The following is a 20,017-nucleotide window of genomic DNA, read 5'->3' as shown; positions in this document are numbered from 1 at the left end:
ATCGCCGCCTATCTGGGTGAAGCCGCCACCGGCGCCTATGCCGCGGGCTATGCGCTGGCGGACCGCTCGCTCAGCATCGTGTTCTTGTGGCTGGGCATGACGACCGGACCCTTGCTGATCTCCGCGCTGGAGCATGACGGCCGCAAGGCGGCGCAAGACGTCGCCCGCCGCACCGGCGCGCTGATGGGCGCCATCGGTTTTCCCGCCGCGGTCGGGCTGGCGCTCGTTTCGCCCGATCTGGCGCGGCTGATGATCGGGGAAGAGCTGGCAGAAAGCGCGGCCTCCATCGTGCCGCTGATCGCCTTGTCAGGGCTGATGAACGGCATCATGACCCACTACTTTCATACCGCCTACACGCTGGGCCGCCGCACCGGCTCCATGGCGTTCATCATGACTGGTTCCGCCGTGCTCAACCTGGCTCTGAACGCGCTCCTGATCCCGCTTCTGGGGCTATATGGCGCGGCCTGGGCGACCGTCGCCGCCTACGCCATCGCGCTTGTCGCCTGCGCCATTCACGGACGGAGCATTTTCCCCATGCCAATTCCGTTGCGCGAATGGAGCAAGGCCGCGCTCGCCACGGCGGGCATGGCCGTCGCTCTGGCCTATGCGCCCCCGACCGGATTGGTGATCACCGATCTCGCCGTACACGTCGCATTTGGGGCGCTTATCTATGCTGTGATCTTGCTGGCGCTGGACGGGCTCGGTGCGCGACGTTGGCTGGGCGCGAGGATCGCAACCCGTCTGGGGCGGAGGGCTGCGGCATGACCGTTCAGACCCTCCAGGTGACACGCTCCCCCTCCGCGGATACGCATGCGGTCGCCCTGTCGGTGCTGATCCCGTTTTATGGCGATGATCCCCGCCCCTTGCTTGAGGCTCTTAGCCGTCAGACGGACCTGCAAACCGAGATTATCCTGTTTGACGACGGTGTTCCGGACCCCGTCCTGTCTGCAAGCGTGAAAGACGCCGTGCTGGGCTCCGGCGCTGCAATCAAGCTGATCACCAGCCCGAAAAATCTGGGGCGCTCTGCCGCCCGCAATCAGCTCGGCGACGCGGCCCAGGGCGCGTGGCTGCTGTTTCTGGACGCCGACATGGAGGTCGAGCCCGGATTTCTCGCGCGCTGGCGTCACCATCTCGCCGAGACAAGCTGTGACGCCCTGTTCGGCGGATATGCGCCAAGCACGCCCCGGTCTGCTCATGAAACAGTCCACGCCGCGCTCGCCCATGCGTCTGACGCGCCAGACGCGGCCACGCGATCGGCCTTGGGCGCGGCGGCGGTCTGCTCCTCAAATCTCGCAGTTCGCGCCAGCCTGTTCGCCCAATGCCGGTTTGACGAAGGCTATACGGGATGGGGCTGGGAAGATGTGGACTGGGCGCTCAGCGCGTCCAAACGCGGCGAACTGGGCCATGTGGACGCGCCCGCCGCCCATGGCGGCCTTCAGGACGTTTCAACCTTGCTCGACAAGTTTGACCGCGCGGGCGCCAATTTCGCGCGGCTCCTCATCCGTCATCCCGACTATGAGAGCCGTCCCGGCGCGCGGCTGGCCCGTAAAGTGCAAGCGACGGGATTGGCCAAGCTCGCCCGTCTAATGGGCAAGGCGCTGGCGAAAACCGCCTGGGCGCCGCTGAAGATCCGCGTTCTGGCGTTGAAACTCTACCGAGCGGGCGCCGCCGCCCGCGATCTGCCCAAGGGGCGCGCATGACCCAGACTGATTATAATCCCGATGACGTCGTCTACCGCCCGCGCGGTGGATTAGCGGGCCGTGTTCAACAACAGATCGCCCGCCGACTGGGCGTGACGCCGCTCAGGATCAATCTCGACCGTCCTGTCGTCACCTTCACCTTTGACGATTTTCCGCGCTCCGCACTGGAGCTGGGCGCCGTGCGGCTGAAAGCACGTGGCTGGCGCGGAACATTCTATGTGAGCGGGGGGCTCGCAGGGATCACCAATCATCATGGCGAACTTTTTGATGCCGAGGACCTTCTGAGCCTCAAATCCGACGGTCATGAGATCGCCTGTCACGGCTACAGTCATCTCGATGCGTCGCGTCTGCCCGCGGAAGCCGTGGCGGCGGACGCCGCGCGCAATCGCGCCTATCTGAAGGCGGCCGGCCTTGATGACGCGCCGACCAGCTACGCTTTCGCCTATGGGGAAGCGACGCCGCACGCCAAGAAGCGTTTGCTTGAGACCTACTCAAGCCTGCGCGGCGTGCAACCCGGCATCAATCGCGGAGTCGCGGATCGCGGTCTGCTCAGATCCGTGCCGCTGGATGGCGGTGAGGAGGGACTGAAACGCGCCGTCGCCGCGGTCAAGGATGCGGCCCGCAATCCGGGCTGGCTTATCTTTTATGGCCACGACATCCAGAAACAGCCCTCTGAATGGGGCTGTACGCCGGAGTTTCTGGACGTGGTCCTGCACGCCGTTGAACAATCGGACGCCCAAGTGATGACGCAATCAGACGCCCTCGCCGCGATCGAGGCGCGCGCATGAGCGTCGCCGTCCTGATCCCCACCTATCGGCGCAATGACGCGCTGGCGGGCGCTGTGCGCAGCGTATTCGCGCAAACCCGCCTGCCCGATGAAATCGTTATCGTGGACAATGATCCGCAAGCCGGCGCCCGGATCGCCGTGGAGCAACTGTCCGATGGTGCGCCTGTGCGTCTGTCTTATGTGCATGAACCCAATCCGGGCGTCTCCAACGCCCGCAATACCGGGTTCGCACACACCCAGGCGCGTTTCATCGCCCAGCTGGATGATGACGAAACCGCCAGTCCGCACTGGCTCGCAAGCCTTCTGGACGCTCGCAAAACGCTGGATGCGCCCGTGGTGTTCGGCCCCGTCATCGCACAGCTGCCCGACCCGCTGACCCGCGGCGTCCGCGCCGCCTATACGCAGCGGCTCTATTCAAGGCTGGGCTCATCAGACACACAAGTGATCGACAAGCCCCATGGCTGCGGCAACGCCCTGTTTGACCGCGAGGCGCTGGATCTGCCCTCGCCCGTCTTTGACCACGCCGCCAATGAAATCGGCGGCGAGGACGACATGCTGTTTCAGAGACTGCAGGCCCAGGGCGTCTGCTTTGGCTGGGCGGCGCAAGCGGATGTGTATGAACACGTTCAGGCCCCGCGGCAAAGCTGGGGCAAGCTTTTGCAACGCAGCTTCGCCTATGGTCAGGGACCGACCCAGACCTGCGCGCAAGACGCGCCGCGAAACTGGGCAGGCGTCGTCTTCTGGATGGGCGTCGGCGCGGCGCAAGTGCTGGTCTTCGGCGCCTGTGCGCCGCTGGCTCGGCTGATCTCAGCGAAGGCTGCCGCCGAATGTCTGGACAAGGCCGCGCAGGGCCTGGGCAAGCTGATCTGGTTTGAAGCCGTCTCACCCCGCCTGTACGGCGCAAACGCCTAGTCTTCGCGGCGGGCGCAGAGCTTGCTGAAGGTGAGGCAGAACAATAGCCAGGTGAAGCCGTTCGTGGTCATGAAAATGCTTTCCGACATGCTGGTCAGCCCCCAGATCGCCATGCCGGGCAGCGCCCAATAGGTCTCAACGCCGGAAAACAGGCGTTTCAATGACGCGCCCAGCCCCAGAAGATACACGCCGAACGCCAAAGCTGCGCCCGGGACGCCCAGACCAAGCGCGATTTCCAGCCAGGAATTGTGCGCGGACGGCACTTCCCACTGGGTCGCCTGACGCACCCAATAGACCGGGCCTTCCTCTTCCAGCCAGAACACGCCCCAGCCAAACCCCGTCCAGGGTTTCTCGGCCACGGCGCGGATCAGCCCCGCCCAGATGTCCGTGCGGCCGGTCAGGGTCGGGTCTCGCCCGAGCGCTTCGAGAATGACGCCCGGCCCGATCGCGATCACCAGCGTCAGCGCAAACACGCCCGCCAAGCCGCTGAACACCGCAAGAGCGGCCATAACGAAGCCCTGGCGCGCGAAATAGATCATCAACGGCCCGCCAAAGCCGATCATGCAGGCCATCAACGCCGTCCTGGAGGTCGACATCAGCACCAGGAAGACCGCCAGGATCACCAGAGCGCCCCAATAGCGAACCTCGGTACGATAAGGCGTCGTCAAAGCGGCCGCCATGCCGCCCATTGTGGCGATGGCCATCACCGCGCCCAGCCGGTTTTTCTGCTCCCACAGGCCCGCCCAGGCTCCGGGGTGAACCTCGCTCATCACCCCATAAGCGGGAAACGCCACGGCCATGATCAGAGAGCCGACCGCCAGCACCCCCAGCGACAGCGCCAGCAAGCGGATCAGGTCGGTCCAGCAATACCGGCTCGCCAGCCACATCCCGAACACCGCCGGCATCAGCACGCCCAAACCCCGGCGCAGGCTCAACCCGGCGTCCAGCGACCAGAAGGCTGAGATCATGGGCAAAGCGGCGAGGATCAGAAGCGGCCAGGCGCGCACCATCAGGCCGAGCACCGGCATCGGACGCATCACCACAAGGATCAAGGTCAAAAGATAGACCGGCGGCCAGATCAGCCGCAGGATCGGACTGCCCTCTTCATCCCCGCCAAAGATCAGCGAGAACAGGGCGCTTGAAAACATGAAGATCAGAAAGACCGCGAGCCCGGTCTCAAGCGCCAACGCAAAGCGAAATCGCGGCAGGGATTCGCGCCAGCGATCCGCCAGCGCAAACGCGCTCACGCCCGCGCCGCTGTCCGGGCGCGGTTGACGACCACGCCCCAGACCTGCGCTCCCTGCGCTCGCAAGTGGTCGGCGGCGGCTTCCGTCGCCGCCCGACTATCGGTGCGCGCATCGGCGACCAGAATGACCCCGTCCATATTCGGCGCGATCAGCGCGATCGCGGCGCTTTGATAGGACGCGTCCACGACGGTCAGGCCGGCGCTGTGGCGTGCGCGGTCCCAATAGTCAGGATTGTCGAGAAATGTCAGGCTGCGAACCTGTCCGGGCGCCCGTTCGAACCGGCTGACATAAATCGGCTGGTCCTCGACCCGCCGCAGCGCCACACGCCCGGCATTGTCTGGAACCGTCCGCCAGAAGCGCCGCCCCGACAAAGCCCCGGAATACGCCTGCCCGTTCAGCCGGAAAGCGTCTGACTGGGGGTTGTTCTTGAAATCGAGATCATAGAGCCAGACCGGCTTGACGCCTTGCGCCACAGCGGCGCGCGCCAAACCCGCCGCAATGGTGGAAGCGCCGGCCGAGGCGCTGACGGGCGCGACCATGACGGCGCGCGCGGTCATGCCCTGCGGTGACAACCGCCGGGCCAGCCCCTCAAGTTCACGCTCGATGCTCATACGCGACGACCACGCCTGTTTACTCAACAGACAGATGTATGCGCGAATGGTTAACGGAGCGCTTCCGCGTCAGGGCGCGTCGCTGACCCGCGCCAGTACGGGCAAGGGCTTGCGGCGGGGCGCGGTTTCAGCGCGATGCGCTGTCTGTTGCGGCGCAAGGGCGTCATCGGGCTGCGGACGGTCTTCAGGCGGAACAGGGCGCTGCGGCGGCGTGTCATGACGCACCGCCACGACATAGCCGCGGATCAACCCCAGAAGCAGCGCGATCCCGCCCGCCAGCACGCCCACTGCCATCACGGCCAGCTTGCGCTTGGATTGCGCTTGCACCGGCGGCGTTGCGCGCGACACGATGCGAATGGCGTCCGCGCCGCCCGGCGGCATGTCGCGTCGCGCCATAGCGTCCGCCGCCTGCACCGAAAGCAGATCCGCCGCCGTGGAGCGCGCCTGAACGGCGCGCGTCAGACGCTCATACTCTGGCTGAAGCGCCCGCAAGCGCTCCACATCCGCGCGAGCGGCATTGAGTTGCGACGCCAATGACGCGGCCAGGCGGGCTTGCCCGGCGGCGTTTGATTCTTGTTGCAGCCGCGATGATTCCAGCTCCTGCCAGATCGGGTTCACCCCGGTCCGACGCTGGCCCTGGCCATTGGCGCGGCCCTCTCGCACGAACCGCTCCAGCGCCTCGATTTCACGCTCGACCGCTTGGACCGGCGGGGCGTCAGGCTGGTAGCGCGCCAGCAAGTCCGCCTGACGCACCTGCAAATCCAGGAGCCGCCCCGTCACGGAGTTCTCGACATAAAGCTCAATCGTTTGCGGGATATTCGCCAACCGGTCTTCAAGCGCACGCGCCAGGGCGCGGGCCTGGGACGCATCCGCTTCCGCCGCCAGTTTGCGCCCCTGGAGATCGGCCAGCCGCCCCAGGGCGGAATTCATCTCGGTCTCAAAATCAGCGATGCCGTTCTCAGCCCGAAACGCCTGCAGACTTTGCTGGGCGCTCAGCGCATCGCGCTCGGCGGCGTCGAGGCGGGCTTGCACTCCGCCCTCGAACCCGCCGGTCAGAAGCTCCACCCGATACCGCAAATAGGCATCGACAATGGCGTTGACCGTATTGGCGGCCACGTCAGCGTCTTCATTCCTGAAGGTCGCGATCAGAAAACTCGCGTTCGGCGCACGGCTGACGCCGAACCCCTCGCCCAGGCTTTTCAGTTGTTCAGGATCTGCAAATCCTGTCAGCTCGATCAGCATGCGGCGACGCACTTCCTCGGACGCCAGAAGATCGGCTTCAGACTGCATGATCTGGTCAAACATGAATTCACCGCCGGCGCCGGCGGCGCCAGGCGTCAGGTCCTCGTCATCCATGATCACCAGCAAACGGCTGCCCGCCGTATAGGTCGGGGTCAGGCTCAGATACGCCATCACCGCCAGCGGGATGAAAACAATGAGCGTGATCAGGATAATGAACAGGCGCTGCGTCCATGCGATCGCGACCAGATCCACAAGATCCAGCTCGCGCCGCGCCCGCCTCTGGGCGGTGGAGTCAGAAGACATTGACGTCATAGGTGCATCTGGCGTGATTGCGCTTAATTTTTCCTTAGCCGCCGCCAATCATGGTGAAGATCTGATTAGGGGAGTCGCGAGCATGAATTCGCCAACACGACGGTCTGTCTTGTCCGGTCTGGGCGTTTTGATGCTGGGCGCGTGCGCGGGATCCCCGCGTCAAACGCCGCAAGCCGGCTTTGAACCGAACCGGTTTCAGAGCTGGGACGAGACCGCGCCCGCCTATCGCCTGTTTCCGGGCGACGAGGTTGAGGTGGTGGTTCACACGGCAGAAGAACTCAATCGCACCCTGCCCGTCGGTCCCGATGGCCGTGTCAGCCTGCCGCTGGCGGGATCGGTGATGGTGGCGCAGATGACGGGCCCCGAAGCGGCGCGCGCCATTGCGGATCGGTATGTGCGTGTTCTGCGTGACCCGATCGTGGAAGTGCGGCCCGTCAGCTATGGCGCGCAGCAGATCCTGGTGGGCGGCGAAGTGCGCAGCCCCGGCGTTTATGAGATGATCAGCGCACGCATGGGCGTACTGGAAGCCCTGACTCTCGCCGGCGGCGCTAATAATCGCGCGCGGCTGCGTCAGGTGGTCGTTCTGCGCCGCGCGGAAAACGGCGGCGTCATGATGCGGACGGTCAATGTGCGTGACGCCCAACAAGGCGCGCCGGCGGACACCATTCCGCTCGCCCGGCATGACATTGTCTTCGCACCGCGCACTGCAATCGCTGAAATCAACGATTTTACAGAGCTTTACATTCGAAACATCCTGCCGCTCGACAACGCGTTCGCATACGCGTTGGCCGATCAGGTGTTCAATTCGAACTAAAGGGATGCAGACGGATCGAGCCTGTCGCTTCTGACGGCGATCATGGCTCGATCAGTCCTAGTGCCGCGTGGAGAGCCATTCGCGCGCTGCAGTCAGAGCCGCTGCGAGCTGATCGCCATCCATCTCGGCAGCGACTTCGCTGCGATAGTATTTTGCGGTGTCCGAGCCCATCAGAGAGGCCAGGTTGAACCATTTGTGCGCCTCAACGTAATCGATCACGCCGCACTGGCCGGTCGAATACAAAAGGCCCAGCTTGCACAGATCTTCGCCGGTCGGGTCCATCTTGACCGCATCGTGCACTTGCGCCGTTTCCACGTCAGTGAAAGCCATCTTCGTCTTCCCATCGTTGGCGGAGGGCCGGACTTTTCGTCCGTGTCGCCTCCGCATCCCACCATGCACCCGAAGCCTTTTCGGTGGCCCGTTGTGCAAGATCAGAATGCGTGTGATGGGTGACCACAGGGTTAAAGAGTCTCAAGAATAACGCCGATTAACCCTTTAATTCCGTTAGACATTCCTACCCAATATTAACCGGCTGACCTGTCCGTCGAAGCGTTCCAGCGCGCTCGGTGCGCCTCCGGATCGACGTAAGCGCCCTGAAATCAAAACGATTCCCAGAAGCAGCTGCGCCAATCCCGCAAGCGCGGCCGCCAGGATGAGGTTCAGATCCTCGCCATCGGGCCAAAAATAATTTTCAGGCCTGTCCAGCTCCGTCAGCGCGTCCCCAAGAAGCACGCTGGCGGCGAGCAAACGCCCCTCGCTGATCGCGCTGATCCGCACCAGCGTCTGGACCGCCTCAACCCCAGTCAACGCTTGTGACACCCGGATCGTGACCAGCGCCCCGTCCTGGTGGCGCAACTGGTCATAGGCCGCGAACCAGTCTCGCCGGGCGGCGGCGTCATCGCCGGCGCGTGACGCAAACTCCGCCATGGCGCGCGTACAGGCCAAGTGGCAGGCCTCAGGCTGGGCGTAATACTGATCGGCCTCAGCCAACACCGGCATCAGCGCGGTCAGAAGCCGCAAGTCACGCTCCGGCGCCGCCGGCCCCAACAACAGGGTTTCAATCCAGTCTCCGTCCAGTCTCCCGGCTGCGCGCGCCGCCAGCGCCAGACGCACAGCAGGCGTTTCCAGCTCTCGATCAAATACAGACAAGGCCAAAGCCGTGCGCACCGGGTCTGCTGAGACAGGTGCGGGCCGCGCCCGGGCGCAGGCCGGCACAGTTTGGCCATGCGACCGCGCAAGCGCGCATCCGAGCGCAACCACCTCTCGCGCATCGGGCAGAATGACCGGGTCGGTTGCCTGTGCTGAGGCGAGATCCGCGAACGCCGCAAGGTTCAGGGCCTGTGACCCGGGGCGAACGAACCAGTGCTCCGCCGCCTGCAGGCTGGCGCCATACAGGCGCTGTGCGCGAGCATAGCGCTGTTGCACGTCGCTGCTGCTTTCGATCAGCCAGACCGGATCAATTCCCTGTCGCTGCGCGTCTTCGCTGCGGGCGTCCAGAACGCCGGCGACGATCTGCTTGCGCCGCCAGGCCGGCATGGCGACCAGATCCACCTGCATCATGTCAGGGCGACGCTCATGACGCATGAGGTGAAGCGCCAGCGTCTCCTCTCCCATCATGGCGGGCAGGCTGGCGGCGAAGGACTGCGCGCGAAGAAGGTCAGGGCCGCCTGCAGGGCCGGGCCGCAAGGACTGAGCCAGCTCCGTATTCCAACGCGGAAGCACAGGCCCGGCGTCCTCAGAGCGCGCCGCATCATGAAACGCAGCGTCAAACTGATCGCGCACGCTCGGCGGAAATGACAACGCGCCATCAGGCGCCGCCTCCAACCCTCGATAGGCGAACCAGCCCGCAGCAATCAGCAGCGCCAGAAACAGGACGGGGCGCAAGGCCGCGAAAAGGCCGCGCCAGACCAGGTACACACTGGCCCGCACAGGCCCCGCCAACCAAGGCGAGCGGGCGCCATAGCGCTCGCTATAGGTGCGAGACCGGTTTGTCTGCGCCCACATTGGAAATCCCCCTGCCCCTCGCACCCAAAATAAGCGGGATGAAGGACAAGGGGAAGCCGAATTTACAAAGCGTTAAGACTTGGCGCGCTGACCAAACAGCACGGCGCGCGCCTTTTTCATGTCTTCGCTGTCTTCATCGAGGGGTTTGAACAGATCCTTGCCCACTCTCCGTCCGGTTTTCACCGCCTCGCGAGCGCCGACGCGCTCGACCCAGGCTTTCAGCCGCGGGAATTCGTCCAGATCCTGGCCCTGACCTTCCGGCAGGATCCAGGGCCAGGCGGCCATGTCGGCGATGGAATAAAAGTCGCCCGCCAGATAGTCGCGCCCCTCAAGCGCCCGCTCGATCACGCCATACAGACGGTGCACTTCATTGGTGTAGCGGTTCTTGCCGTATTCGAGCTTGCTTTCGTCAGGCTCGATCTTCTTGGCGTAGGTTCTGAAGTGGTGCGCCTGTCCGCACATCGGACCCAGTCCGCCCATCTGCCAGAACAGCCATTCCTCGACCGCCGCCTGCTCACGCGGGTTCGAGCCATAGAACTGCCCTGTCTTGCGGGCGAGGTATTGCAAGATCGCGCCGCTCTCGAAGATCGAGATGGGTTCACCGTCAGGCCCGTCCGGATCAACAATGGCCGGCATGCGATTATTGGGACTGATTTTCAGGAAGTCGGGTTCGAACTGTTCGCCCAGGCCGATATTGACCGGCTTGATCTCATAGGGAAGGCCCATCTCCTCAAGCGCGATGGTCACTTTCCATCCATTCGGGGTCGGCCAGTAATAGAGCTCGATCGGCTGGGTCATTCAGTTCTCCATGCCCTGTAAAACAGCTTTGGACGACATATGTCGGCGTCTGCGACCATTCGTGCAAGACATTGCGGCTTCACGAGCTCGCGAGGGAAGGCTAAAGAGCGCGCCATGACCGATATCATTTTGACTGACCAGACCCTCGAACCGGTGTCGTTCACACTCGCCGGTGAGGATCCCGCAGCTTTCGCCCGCGCACTGGGCGCGAGTTTTCGTGAAACCGGCTTCGCCGTCATCAGCGACCATCCTGTCGATCAGGGTGTGATTGATCGCGCGCTGGAGGACGCCAAGGATTTCTTCGCCCTGCCCGAAGCCGCCAAACACGCGTATGTGGTGGAGAATGGCGGTGGGCAGCGCGGCTATACGCCGTTCGGCACCGAGAACGCCAAGGGCATGGCGCAAAAGGACCTCAAGGAATTCTGGCACCATGGCCGGAACCTGCCTGAGGGCCATCCGTATTCTGATGTGATGCCGCCGAATGTGCCGGTGAGCGACATTGCACGCTTTGACGACAGCGTGCAGGCGCTGTTCGCGGCGCTCGACGAGATGGGCGCTGTGCTGCTTCAGGCGCTGGCGAAAGATCTGGGGCTTGAAGAAAGCTGGTTCTCCAGAACCGTCAATGACGGCAACTCGATCCTGCGGCTTCTGCACTATCCGCCGATCGACGGCGATCCGTCGGGCGTGCGCGCGGGCGCGCATGAAGACATCAACGTGATCACCTTGTTGCTGGGCGCGGAAGAAGCCGGCCTGCAGGTCAAGACCAAGACCGGCGCCTGGTTGCCGGTGCAGCCGCCCGAAGGCGCGCTGGTGGTCAATATCGGCGACATGCTGCAACGCCTGACCAACCATGTGTATCCGTCGACCACCCACCGCGTGGTGAACCCGTCCAAAGAGCGCATGGCGTTCTCACGCTATTCCACGCCCTTCTTCCTGCACTTCAATCCTGATTTCCTGATCGAGACCCTGCCTGGCTGCATCAGCGACGACAATCCGAACCGGTATCCCGAACCGATGACCGCGCACGCGTACCTGCTCGAGCGTCTGCGTGAAATCGGACTGATGTAAGCGTCACCTTGACGTTACATTCCCGATACGCCATGCTACCTCAAGGTGACATGGCGTATCGGAGTCTTCCATGGACGAGCTTGAAAAGATCAATCTGCGCATGCGCGCCTTCCTGTTGTGCCAGGCCGCAGGCTTCTTCGCCTGGCAGGCGGCGGACGGCATTGGATCTTCGCACCAGACGCCTGACAGCTGGATGGGACCGGGCCTTGTGATCAGCGGAATCGGGTTCGGGCTCTGGCTGGTCACGATCATCTTGTATTTTGGCGACGCATTCCGCGCCTACAAGACCGTCGGCTATGACATCGTCAATGATGAGTGGGCGCGTGATGTCCGCCGCCGCGCCGCAGAAGCCGCGTTCTGGGTCATGACGGTCTCGACGGTGCTCGCCATGACGATCAATCAATTCGGTCTTGATGGCGGCCTTCTGCTCAAGGTCCTCACCGGCCTGTCGGTCTCCAGCTTCTTTATTGCGGTCGTCCATTATGACCGCCGGGGCGAAACCGGGGCTGAAGAATGAATGACGCAGCGCTCGGCAACGCCATGAAGACCCTGCGCGCCGAAGCCGGCCTGACCCAGGCCGAGCTGGCCTTGCAGGTGGGCGTGACGCGCAAGACGATCAACACGGTGGAGAACGGGGTTTTCATCCCCTCCGCCCTGCTGGCGCTGAAAATCGCCCGCGCCCTGGGGCAAAAGGTCGATAATGTGTTCTGGATTCAAGACGGGTCCGACAACAGCTGACCACTGTATCGTGTGAACACATCCGCTTGAGCGCGATTGCTGCGCGCCGGGCCCTGCCCTAGCTTCACAAGCAGCTCACTCTTCTGACCTGGATACGCCTCATGCCCGACGCCTCAGCGCCGCTGATCAAATTCTCAGACCCCCTTGTCACCGCCAAGGGCGAAACCCGCGCCAGCGTGGGGTTTGATACGCTCAAGACGCTGTGGTTCAACACCGGCACGCTGTGCAATATCGAGTGCAAGAACTGCTACATCCTCAGCTCGCCCACCAATGATGCGCTGGTCTATCTGAGCGAGGCGGACGTGGTCTCCTATCTCGATGAGATCGACGCGCTTGGCTTCGGCCCGATCGAGATCGGCTTTACGGGCGGAGAGCCCTTCTTGAACCCGGACATGGTCCGGCTGATGGAGGTCTCGCTCCAGCGCGGCCATAACGTTCTGGTCCTGACCAACGCTATGAAGCCGATGATGCGCCCGCGCGTGCAGGCTGGCCTTCTGGACCTTCAGGCGCGTTTCGGCGACCAGATTGAAATGCGGCTGAGCCTGGATCATTACACCCGCGCCTATCATGACGAAGAACGCGGCGCCGGCGGGTTTGACGCCACGCTGGAGGGTCTGAAATGGCTCTCAGATCACGGTTTCACCCTCAGCGCCGCCGGACGCTCATTGTGGAATGAGACCGACGCCGAAGCGCGGGACGGCTTCAAGGCGCTGTTTGATACAGTCGGCGCGGACATCCCGAGCGAGGATCCGTCCCGCCTGGTGATTTTCCCCGAGATGGACGAAAGCGGCGATCCGCCAGAGATCACGGTGGATTGCTGGGGCATTCTGAACAAGAACCCTGATGATATCATGTGCGCCAGCCAGCGCATGGTGATCCGCCGTCGGGGCGCGACGCGCGCCAGCGTCGTCGCCTGCACCCTGCTGCCCTATGAAGACGAATTCGAGCTGGCGCAAACGCTGGAAGACAGCCTCAAACCGGTGCGCCTGAACCATAAATACTGCGCCCAGTTCTGCGTTCTGGGCGGGGCGAGCTGCTCGGCCTAAGCGTCGTCTGACGGGTCGGCGCGATCCGGCAGGGCTTTCACGTGCAAATCCATCTGCGGGAACGGGATCTCGACGCCCTCCTCATGCAGACGCTCCCATAGGGCGAGATACACGTCCGAGCGCACATTCGCCTGCCCGTTCTGGGGATCGCTGATCCAGAAACGCAGATCGAAATTCACCGAAGAATCGCCAAACTCCATCACATTGCAGACCGGCTCGCGTTCCGAGACCACCCGGTTCACGGTCTTCGCGGCTTCGATGGCGAGGGTCTGCACCGCCTTGAGATCGCGCGTATTGTAAGACACGCCAAACGGCGCGTGCATGCGCACGATATGGTCGGATTTCGACCAGTTGGTGACGCCGTTATTGATGAAATGGTCGTTCGGCAACAGCATTTCCGTGCCGTCGCGCGTGCGGATCGACACATAGCGCGCCTGCATCCCCGTCACCCAGCCAAACTGGCCGTCCACCTCGATGGCGTCGCCGGGTTTGATGGATTTGTCCGCCAGAAGCGTGAAACCGGCGGCGAAGTTCGAGACGGTCTTTTGCAGGCCCAAACCGACGCCGATGCCGACGGCGCCGGAGAAAATCGCCAGGGTGGCGAGATTGAAGCCCGTCATCTGCAGTGCGATCAGCAGCGCCAGGATCGGCAGGAGCACGCCCAGAACCTTCGAGATCAGCGCGCTGAGCGCCGGCGAAATCTCGTCTGACTTCTGCAATTGCTTGTCGAGCGTGCGCCCCGCAAAGCTCGCGATCGAGAACAGCAGACCGAAATAGATCATGGTCCGCAGAACATCGAACAGGCTCAGCGAGACCGGTTCGCCCTCGGACGTCTCGCCCAGCGGAATGGACAGCGCCTCAAGCTGCGCAATCACATCGTCCAGAAGACCAAACACATCCAGCGCCGCGATGGGCCAGATGATGTAGAACGCCAGCCGGGACCAGAACTGCGAGCGGATGACCAGGGTCACCGCCCGGATCAACAGCCAGGCGCTCATCAGGCTGATCGCCGCGCTGACGATGGCGACCGGACGATCCAGCGCTCCCAGGCCGACCCGGATCATGGTCAGCACCAGATACAGCGCCAGAGGGGTCATCAGCGCCAGGGCCGCCGTCAGCAGCCGACGCCAGAGACCGGACTTGATCCGGGTTTTTGTGGCTTCATGGACCAGATGACGCAAACGCGGCCCGAACAGCAGCGCCGGAACAAACGCCGCCAGGATCAATCCCAATTGCACGGCGTTGTCGACATTGAGCACAGAGACCTGCACCCAATCGAGCAACGCTTCAGCGCGCGTGCGGATTTCATCGACCGGAACGATGTCAGACAGGGCGGATTCAGGCTGTTGGGTCATGCTGCAAGGTTAGCGCGTTCGCATGACGTGTCACTAGAGCGAGTGCGGACAGCCGCGAACTTATCCGCCCATCCGGATCGTGAGCCATACTGCGTCTCGTTCCTTCCATGACGGGCGGCCGGCGCGTTCAGGCTGGGAGGGACGGGATGTCCCGAGCATAGAGCGTGTGACGCGCGCTCCATGCGAAAAGGCGGGCTCTTACCGGGCGGTCCAGGGCAGCGACGTCTGATGAGGCGGCGACTGCACCGGCGGCGCGACAGCGCAGAAGTCTCCGTGCGGTGACCCCGACAAAACATCTCCAGCGCGGGAGCCGGGTTTGGCTTCCAAGACTTATCGCTCACCTCTAACGGCTCGATCCCGCGCGACCCGTCATTAGGCTTCACCCCTGCGTTTGCGCGCGGGGCTGCGGGTGCATGGGCCTCCGGATCAAGTCCGAAGGCCGAGAGGGTGAGGCTCTATCCTCTCGGTCCTCGGACTTGATCCGGGGACCCATTTTAAAGCCCAAACAAAAAACCCCGGAGCCTGGCTCCGGGGTTTTGATCTGGAAGACGATAGGCCTAACCCAGCAGTTTCTTGGCGAGGATTTCGTTGACGGCTTGCGGGTTCGCCTTGCCGCCCATTGCCTTCATCACCTGGCCCACGAACCAGCCCATGGTCTTGGGCTTGTCCTTGACCTTTTCGGCCTGTTCGGGGTTCGCCGCGATCAGGTCGTCGATGACTTTCTCGATGGCGCCGGTGTCGGTGACCTGTTTCATGCCGCGATCGTCAACGATCTTGGCCGGGTCGCCGCCTTCCGCCCAGACGATCTCGAACACGTCCTTGGCGATCTTGCCTGAAATGGTCTTGTCGCTGATTAGCGAGACGATGCCGCCCAGCTGTTCAGGGCTGATCGGGCTTTCGGTAATCCCGAGGCCCTCTTTGTTGAGACGGCCGAACAGCTCGTTATTCACCCAGTTGGCGGCGAGCTTGGGATCGCGACCTTCAAGCACCTTCTCGAAATAGTCCGCGCGATCCTTGTCGGCGGCCAACACAGACGCATCGTATTCCGACAGGCCCAGCTCCTCGACGAAGCGCTTGCGCTTGTCGGCGGGCAGTTCGGGCAGGTTCGCCTTCAGATCGTCGATAAAGCTCTGCTCGAGCACCAGCGGCAGCAGGTCGGGATCAGGGAAATAGCGATAGTCATGCGCTTCTTCTTTCGAGCGCATGGAGCGGGTCACCCCGGCGTTGGCGTCAAACAGGCGCGTTTCCTGATCGATCGTGCCGCCCTCTTCCAGGATATCGACCTGACGCCGGGCCTCGTACTCGATGGCCTGCATTATGAAGCGAAGCGAGTTGACGTTCTTGATCTCGCAGCGCGTGCCCAGATGCTCGAACGAGCCGGTGAGAATGAATTTCTCGTACTGGCCGGGGCGGCAGACCGACACGTTCACATCGGCGCGCATCTGGCCCTTTTCCATATCGCCGCCGCAGGTGTCGAGATAGCGCAGGATCGTGCGCAGGGTGCGCACATAGGCCGCCGCATCGGCGGGGGTGCGCAAATGCGGGCGCGAGACGATCTCCATCAGCGCAACGCCGGACCGGTTCAGATCCACATAGGTCGCATTGGGATCAAGGTCGTGGATGGATTTACCGGCGTCCTGCTCAAGGTGCAGGCGCTCGATCCCCACGGTGAACAGCGAGCCGTCATCGCGTTCGCACTCGATCTCGCCTTCGCCCACGATCGGATGCGCGAACTGGCTGATCTGATAGCCCTGGGGCAAATCCGGATAGAAATAATTCTTCCGGTCAAAGCGCGAGAAATTATTGATCTGCGCGTTCAGACCCAGACCCGTGCGCACGGCTTGCGCGACGCAGGCCTCATTGATCACCGGCAACATGCCCGGCATGGCGGCGTCGACCAGGCTCACTTGCGTGTTGGGCTCCGCGCCAAAGGCCGTCGCCGCGCCGGAAAACAGTTTGGCGTTGGATTTGACCTGGGCGTGCACCTCAAGCCCCATGACGATTTCCCAATCGCCCGTGGCGCCGTTGATGACGTAGGTGTGCTCGCTGCTCATGGCGGTCTTCTCTATCTCAACTAACAAGGATCATCCTCACACAGGCGTGACGATGACGCTTCCGATTTTCTCTCCGGCTTCCACCCGTTTATGGGCGTCGGCGCACTCTTCCAAGGCGTAAACACTGTCGATGCGCGGTTTCAGCGCGCCTTCAGACAGCGCACGGCTGACATCGGCCACTGCGCCTGCCCGCTGGGCCGGGGTCAGGGTGTAGACGAACACGCTCTGAAATCCGGCGTTCTTGAACATCAGATCGTAAAACGGCAGTTCGGGCGTCTTCTCGCCCTCGCTGCCATAGCTCGCGATCAGGCCGTGCGGACGGATCAAGGCGACCGACGCCGCCAGATTACCGCCGAACTCCACCTCGACGATGTGATCGACACCCTCGCCGTCTGTGGCGGCCTCGACCGCTTCGACCACGTCCTGGTGGCGGTAATTGATCACATCATCCGCGCCGGCCTCGAGCGCGGCTTCCGCCTTTTCAGGGCCGGAGACGGTCGCGATGACAAGGCGCGCGCCCATCCATTTCGCCAGCTGGATCGCCTGCAGCCCCACAGCCCCGGCGCCGCCGGTGACCAGCACCGTCTTGCCCTGCACCGGACCATTGGCCGTCAGCGCGCGATGCGCGGTCAAAGCCGGAATGCCCAAGCTCGCGCCGTCTTCAAAACTCACGGCGTCCGGCAGCGCGCCGGTGAACTCGACCGGCATGACGCAGATCTCGGCGCAGGTTCCGCCCGCGCGCTTGAAGGCCGCGTTGAACACAAACACCCGCTCGCCGATGCGAGCCGGGTCGACGCCCTCGCCCACCGCCTTGATCACGCCCGCGCCGTCAGAATGCGGGATCTGCCGCGCGACGCTCATCGGGCCGCGAAGCCCGGCGCGCGATTTCACATCCGACGGATTGACGCCGGACGCCTTGATGAAGACCGCGACCTCGCCGGGGCCGGGCGCGGGTTCAGGGCGCTCGCCCAGCGTCAGCACGTCCTCGGCTGCGCCCTGATCCTCATACCAGATCGCGCGCATCAATCCGGCTCCCCGTCAGGCTCGGGCGCGACGTCGGGCGGGTTTTTCGCCATCTCGTCGAGCGAGCGTTTGAGCCGGGTGAAGAAAATGGTGTTCATCACCCCGATGCCGCCGGTCACCAGCAAAGTGATCCCCACCGCCATCTGCACGCCGCCCTCGCCCAGTCGCCCGGACGCCAGAAGCGCGCCGAAAATGGCGACCAGCCCAAAGCCGATCATGAGGAGGCGGGGAAGCGGCATCACCCCCACCAGTTCTCCGGCTTCGCGGTGAAGCCTGCGGCCTGTTCCAGCGCGCCGCCGACAGCGAACATGGTTTCCTCGTCGAGCGCCTTGGTGATGACCTGAAGGCCCAGCGGCAGGCCGGATTTGTCGAGCCCCGCCGGAACGCTCATCGCCGGGATGCCCGCGATATTGGCGGTCACGGTGAAGATGTCATTGAGATACATCTCGATCGGATCGGCGTCCGCTTTAGAGCCAATGCCGAAGGCGGCGCTCGGCGTTGTGGGCGTCAGGATGGCGTCCACGCCTTCAAAAGCGGCGTTGAAGTCTTCGAGGATTTTCCGGCGAACTTTCAGCGCCTTGAGGTAATAGGCGTCATAATAGCCCGCGCTCAGCACATAGGTGCCGATCAAGATGCGGCGCTGGACTTCATCGCCAAAGCCCTGACCGCGCGTCTTCTCATAAGTGTCGGTCAGGTCGTCGCCCTCGACCCGCTGGCCGTAGCGCATGCCGTCATAGCGCGCGAGGTTGGACGAGGCCTCAGCCGGCGCGATGATGTAGTACGCCGGCAGGGCGTATTTCGTCATCGGCAGGGAAATCTCGACGATCTCCGCGCCCTGCTCTTTCAGCCATTGGGCGCCCTTCTCCCACAGCGCATCGATGTCGGACGGCATGCCGTCGACGCGATACTCTTTCGGTATGCCGATCCGCAGGCCTTTCACGCCGCGGCTGACCGCAGAGACCATGTCCGGCACAGGACCGGGATAGGAGGTGGAATCCTTGGGATCATGGCCAGACATCACTTGCGTGAGCAATGCTGTGTCCTTCACCGTCTTGCCGAACGGACCGGGATGGTCGAGCGAGCTGGCGAACGCCACTACGCCCCAGCGCGAACAGCGGCCATAGGTGGGTTTCGCGCCCACAAGGCCGGTGAACGCCGCCGGCTGACGGATCGAGCCGCCGGTGTCGGTGCCGGTCGCGCCATAGGAAATGCCTGCGGCCAGCGCCGCCGCAGAGCCGCCCGAGCTGCCGCCCGGAACCAGCTTCTCGTCCGAGCCCTTGGCGCGCCAGGGGTTCACCACCGGGCCGGTGGCGGACGTTTCATTGGAGGAGCCCATGGCGAATTCGTCCATGGAGGTCTTGCCGAAGAACACCGCGCCCGCATCCCAGAGGTTCTGGGTGACGGTGGATTCATAGCGCGGCTTGAAGCCCTTGAGGATGTTGGAGCTGGCGGTCGTCTCAACGCCATAGACGCCAAACAAATCCTTGATCGCGATGGGCGCGCCGTCGAGCGCGCCCGCCTTGCCCTCAGCGCGGCGCGCGTCAGAGGCCTGCGCCATTTCCTTGGCCTTGTCGCCGTCGATCGAGGTGAAGCAGTTGAGCGCGCCTTGCGCCGCTTCAGCGGCCTTCACGGTCGCCTCGGCCACTTCCACAGCCGAGAAGTCTTTCTTCTCAAGGCCGTCGAGCACGTCAAAGAGGGAGAGCTGGGTAAACTCGGTCATCGCGCTTACTCCACGCTCTTGGGCACCACGAAGAAGCCTTCTTCGGCTTTCGGGGCGTTGGCCAGAATATCGTCGCGCTTGCCGCCATCGGTGATCTCGTCCGCGCGCAGGGGCAGCGGGGTCTGCACCGGGGTCGTCATCGGCTCGACGCCTGTGACGTCCACTTCATCAAGCTGCTCGACCCAGTCGAGAATGCCGTTGAGTTCATTGGTGAGCGAATCGAGACGGTCGCTCGGCTCGGCGATGCGGGCCAGACGCGCAATGCGCCGGACATCGTCTTGGGTCACAGACATGGGCAGGTCTCCGGATGGGAGGGCAAGACTAAGCGCTCTGCGTACCAACGCCGGTGCTGCGGCGCAAGATTATGACGGAGTCAGCCTCTTCCAAAGACAGGCCGACCGGCCTAAACCGGGCGCATGTTGTTTCTAGAACCCGCGCTCCTTCCCAAAGGGCCGCTGATGGCGGTCGATCCCGGCACGAAAACGCTGGGCGTCGCCGTCTCCAATACCGACCGCACGCTGGTCACGCCGCTGACCACCATCCAGCGCGTCAAGTTCACCCCGGACGCCCAGGCGCTGCTGGCGCT

Annotated in this window: 21 protein-coding genes; 9 read left to right on the top strand and 12 right to left on the bottom strand. The window is 63.5% G+C overall.

What is annotated here, in order from left to right; translation table 11 throughout:
• From B3M53_RS07875 to B3M53_RS07860, 4 genes are all read left to right on the top strand, one after another.
• Positions 1 to 765 (top strand): polysaccharide biosynthesis C-terminal domain-containing protein (locus B3M53_RS07875; protein ID WP_286800040.1); only part of this gene is annotated, 765 nt, incomplete at its 5' end.
• Entirely contained in the window at positions 762 to 1,700 is a 939-nt protein-coding gene (locus B3M53_RS07870) for a glycosyltransferase family 2 protein (protein WP_273020562.1), read from the top strand. The genes B3M53_RS07875 and B3M53_RS07870, both read left to right, overlap by 4 nt.
• Positions 1,697 to 2,488, top strand: coding sequence for a polysaccharide deacetylase family protein (locus B3M53_RS07865; protein WP_273020560.1), 792 nt, complete (start codon positions 1,697 to 1,699; stop codon positions 2,486 to 2,488). Before B3M53_RS07870 ends, B3M53_RS07865 begins: the two co-directional genes overlap by 4 nt.
• On the top strand, positions 2,485 to 3,399 hold the full coding sequence (locus B3M53_RS07860; RefSeq protein ID WP_273020558.1) for a glycosyltransferase family 2 protein: 915 nt from the start codon (positions 2,485 to 2,487) through the stop codon (positions 3,397 to 3,399). Before B3M53_RS07865 ends, B3M53_RS07860 begins: the two co-directional genes overlap by 4 nt.
• On the opposite strand, the gene B3M53_RS07855 is transcribed toward B3M53_RS07860, so the two are convergent.
• From B3M53_RS07855 to B3M53_RS07845, 3 genes are all read right to left on the bottom strand, one after another.
• Positions 3,396 to 4,646, bottom strand: a complete 1,251-nt coding sequence (locus B3M53_RS07855; RefSeq protein ID WP_273020556.1) for an O-antigen ligase family protein — start codon at positions 4,644 to 4,646, stop codon at positions 3,396 to 3,398. The genes B3M53_RS07860 and B3M53_RS07855 overlap by 4 nt on opposite strands.
• The gene (locus B3M53_RS07850; protein ID WP_160091812.1) at positions 4,643 to 5,257 is read right to left on the bottom strand and encodes a hypothetical protein; all 615 of its coding nucleotides are present in this window, start codon (positions 5,255 to 5,257) and stop codon (positions 4,643 to 4,645) included. The genes B3M53_RS07855 and B3M53_RS07850 overlap by 4 nt, the downstream gene beginning before the upstream one ends.
• A gap of 69 nt (positions 5,258 to 5,326) precedes the next feature.
• The gene (locus B3M53_RS07845; RefSeq protein WP_273020554.1) at positions 5,327 to 6,811 is read right to left on the bottom strand and encodes a GumC family protein; all 1,485 of its coding nucleotides are present in this window, start codon (positions 6,809 to 6,811) and stop codon (positions 5,327 to 5,329) included.
• Between the two features lie 82 nt (positions 6,812 to 6,893).
• Between B3M53_RS07845 and B3M53_RS07840 the strand changes: the two genes are divergently transcribed.
• Positions 6,894 to 7,625, top strand: a complete 732-nt coding sequence (locus tag B3M53_RS07840; protein WP_022702107.1) for a polysaccharide biosynthesis/export family protein — start codon at positions 6,894 to 6,896, stop codon at positions 7,623 to 7,625.
• Positions 7,626 to 7,682: 57 nt separating this feature from the next.
• On the opposite strand, the gene B3M53_RS07835 is transcribed toward B3M53_RS07840, so the two are convergent.
• The 3 genes from B3M53_RS07835 to B3M53_RS07825 form a co-directional block, all read right to left on the bottom strand.
• Positions 7,683 to 7,955: a hypothetical protein gene (locus B3M53_RS07835; protein WP_022702106.1), complete on the bottom strand. Its 273-nt coding sequence runs from the start codon at positions 7,953 to 7,955 to the stop codon at positions 7,683 to 7,685.
• A gap of 174 nt (positions 7,956 to 8,129) precedes the next feature.
• Positions 8,130 to 9,629, bottom strand: coding sequence for a hypothetical protein (locus tag B3M53_RS07830; RefSeq protein WP_273020550.1), 1,500 nt, complete (start codon positions 9,627 to 9,629; stop codon positions 8,130 to 8,132).
• Between the two features lie 72 nt (positions 9,630 to 9,701).
• Entirely contained in the window at positions 9,702 to 10,427 is a 726-nt protein-coding gene (locus tag B3M53_RS07825) for a glutathione S-transferase family protein (protein ID WP_022702104.1), read from the bottom strand.
• A 114-nt stretch (positions 10,428 to 10,541) separates the two neighbouring features.
• Here B3M53_RS07825 and B3M53_RS07820 point away from each other — a divergent pair, with 114 nt between their 5' ends.
• The 4 genes from B3M53_RS07820 to B3M53_RS07805 all read left to right on the top strand — a co-directional run bounded on the left by B3M53_RS07820 (position 10,542) and on the right by B3M53_RS07805 (position 13,279).
• A complete protein-coding gene (locus B3M53_RS07820) occupies positions 10,542 to 11,495 on the top strand; it encodes an isopenicillin N synthase family dioxygenase (protein WP_273020548.1) in 954 nt (317 codons plus the stop codon).
• Between the two features lie 70 nt (positions 11,496 to 11,565).
• Complete coding sequence (locus B3M53_RS07815) at positions 11,566 to 12,012, top strand: hypothetical protein (RefSeq protein WP_273020547.1); 447 nt, start codon at positions 11,566 to 11,568, stop codon at positions 12,010 to 12,012.
• The gene (locus tag B3M53_RS07810; RefSeq protein WP_273020546.1) at positions 12,009 to 12,233 is read left to right on the top strand and encodes a helix-turn-helix transcriptional regulator; all 225 of its coding nucleotides are present in this window, start codon (positions 12,009 to 12,011) and stop codon (positions 12,231 to 12,233) included. Before B3M53_RS07815 ends, B3M53_RS07810 begins: the two co-directional genes overlap by 4 nt.
• A gap of 101 nt (positions 12,234 to 12,334) precedes the next feature.
• Positions 12,335 to 13,279, top strand: a complete 945-nt coding sequence (locus tag B3M53_RS07805; RefSeq protein WP_273020544.1) for a radical SAM protein — start codon at positions 12,335 to 12,337, stop codon at positions 13,277 to 13,279.
• Here B3M53_RS07805 and B3M53_RS07800 read toward each other — a convergent pair.
• From B3M53_RS07800 to gatC, 6 genes are all read right to left on the bottom strand, one after another.
• Entirely contained in the window at positions 13,276 to 14,634 is a 1,359-nt protein-coding gene (locus B3M53_RS07800) for a mechanosensitive ion channel family protein (protein ID WP_273020542.1), read from the bottom strand. The genes B3M53_RS07805 and B3M53_RS07800 overlap by 4 nt on opposite strands.
• Before the next feature lie 557 nt (positions 14,635 to 15,191).
• Positions 15,192 to 16,688 carry an Asp-tRNA(Asn)/Glu-tRNA(Gln) amidotransferase subunit GatB gene (gatB, locus tag B3M53_RS07795; protein ID WP_273020540.1) on the bottom strand — a complete coding sequence of 499 codons (1,497 nt, stop codon included), beginning with the start codon at positions 16,686 to 16,688 and terminating at the stop codon, positions 15,192 to 15,194.
• A gap of 36 nt (positions 16,689 to 16,724) precedes the next feature.
• Positions 16,725 to 17,711 (bottom strand): NADPH:quinone reductase, encoded by a 987-nt coding sequence (locus B3M53_RS07790; protein ID WP_273020538.1) that lies wholly within the window; start codon positions 17,709 to 17,711, stop codon positions 16,725 to 16,727.
• Complete coding sequence (locus tag B3M53_RS07785) at positions 17,711 to 17,950, bottom strand: hypothetical protein (protein ID WP_022702096.1); 240 nt, start codon at positions 17,948 to 17,950, stop codon at positions 17,711 to 17,713. The genes B3M53_RS07790 and B3M53_RS07785 overlap by 1 nt, the downstream gene beginning before the upstream one ends.
• Positions 17,950 to 19,431, bottom strand: coding sequence for an Asp-tRNA(Asn)/Glu-tRNA(Gln) amidotransferase subunit GatA (gene gatA / locus B3M53_RS07780; RefSeq protein WP_273020536.1), 1,482 nt, complete (start codon positions 19,429 to 19,431; stop codon positions 17,950 to 17,952). The genes B3M53_RS07785 and gatA overlap by 1 nt, the downstream gene beginning before the upstream one ends.
• A gap of 5 nt (positions 19,432 to 19,436) precedes the next feature.
• Complete coding sequence (gatC, locus tag B3M53_RS07775; protein WP_022702094.1) at positions 19,437 to 19,724, bottom strand: Asp-tRNA(Asn)/Glu-tRNA(Gln) amidotransferase subunit GatC; 288 nt, start codon at positions 19,722 to 19,724, stop codon at positions 19,437 to 19,439.
• Between the last annotated feature and the right edge of the window lie 293 nt (positions 19,725 to 20,017).

Source organism: Oceanicaulis sp. UBA2681 (genome assembly GCF_002354675.1).
Taxonomy (GTDB): Bacteria; Pseudomonadota; Alphaproteobacteria; order Caulobacterales; family Maricaulaceae; genus Oceanicaulis; species Oceanicaulis alexandrii.
Note: the sequence above shows the minus strand (reverse complement) of the source record. Positions and strands in the feature narration are given on the sequence as shown.

Excerpts from the sequence above, each read along its gene's own strand:
- B3M53_RS07870 (WP_273020562.1), top strand. The coding sequence starts at position 762 with ATGACCGTTCAGACCCTCCAGGTGACACGCTCCCCCTCCGCGGATACG.
- B3M53_RS07865 (WP_273020560.1), top strand. The coding sequence starts at position 1,697 with ATGACCCAGACTGATTATAATCCCGATGACGTCGTCTACCGCCCGCGC.
- B3M53_RS07860 (WP_273020558.1), top strand. The coding sequence starts at position 2,485 with ATGAGCGTCGCCGTCCTGATCCCCACCTATCGGCGCAATGACGCGCTG.
- B3M53_RS07850 (WP_160091812.1), bottom strand. The coding sequence starts at position 5,257 with ATGAGCATCGAGCGTGAACTTGAGGGGCTGGCCCGGCGGTTGTCACCG.
- B3M53_RS07845 (WP_273020554.1), bottom strand. The coding sequence starts at position 6,811 with ATGACGTCAATGTCTTCTGACTCCACCGCCCAGAGGCGGGCGCGGCGC.
- B3M53_RS07840 (WP_022702107.1), top strand. The coding sequence starts at position 6,894 with ATGAATTCGCCAACACGACGGTCTGTCTTGTCCGGTCTGGGCGTTTTG.
- B3M53_RS07835 (WP_022702106.1), bottom strand. The coding sequence starts at position 7,955 with ATGGCTTTCACTGACGTGGAAACGGCGCAAGTGCACGATGCGGTCAAG.
- B3M53_RS07830 (WP_273020550.1), bottom strand. The coding sequence starts at position 9,629 with ATGTGGGCGCAGACAAACCGGTCTCGCACCTATAGCGAGCGCTATGGC.
- B3M53_RS07825 (WP_022702104.1), bottom strand. The coding sequence starts at position 10,427 with ATGACCCAGCCGATCGAGCTCTATTACTGGCCGACCCCGAATGGATGG.
- B3M53_RS07820 (WP_273020548.1), top strand. The coding sequence starts at position 10,542 with ATGACCGATATCATTTTGACTGACCAGACCCTCGAACCGGTGTCGTTC.
- B3M53_RS07815 (WP_273020547.1), top strand. The coding sequence starts at position 11,566 with ATGGACGAGCTTGAAAAGATCAATCTGCGCATGCGCGCCTTCCTGTTG.
- B3M53_RS07810 (WP_273020546.1), top strand. The coding sequence starts at position 12,009 with ATGAATGACGCAGCGCTCGGCAACGCCATGAAGACCCTGCGCGCCGAA.
- B3M53_RS07805 (WP_273020544.1), top strand. The coding sequence starts at position 12,335 with ATGCCCGACGCCTCAGCGCCGCTGATCAAATTCTCAGACCCCCTTGTC.
- B3M53_RS07800 (WP_273020542.1), bottom strand. The coding sequence starts at position 14,634 with ATGACCCAACAGCCTGAATCCGCCCTGTCTGACATCGTTCCGGTCGAT.
- gatB (WP_273020540.1), bottom strand. The coding sequence starts at position 16,688 with ATGAGCAGCGAGCACACCTACGTCATCAACGGCGCCACGGGCGATTGG.
- B3M53_RS07790 (WP_273020538.1), bottom strand. The coding sequence starts at position 17,711 with ATGCGCGCGATCTGGTATGAGGATCAGGGCGCAGCCGAGGACGTGCTG.
- B3M53_RS07785 (WP_022702096.1), bottom strand. The coding sequence starts at position 17,950 with ATGCCGCTTCCCCGCCTCCTCATGATCGGCTTTGGGCTGGTCGCCATT.
- gatA (WP_273020536.1), bottom strand. The coding sequence starts at position 19,431 with ATGACCGAGTTTACCCAGCTCTCCCTCTTTGACGTGCTCGACGGCCTT.
- gatC (WP_022702094.1), bottom strand. The coding sequence starts at position 19,724 with ATGTCTGTGACCCAAGACGATGTCCGGCGCATTGCGCGTCTGGCCCGC.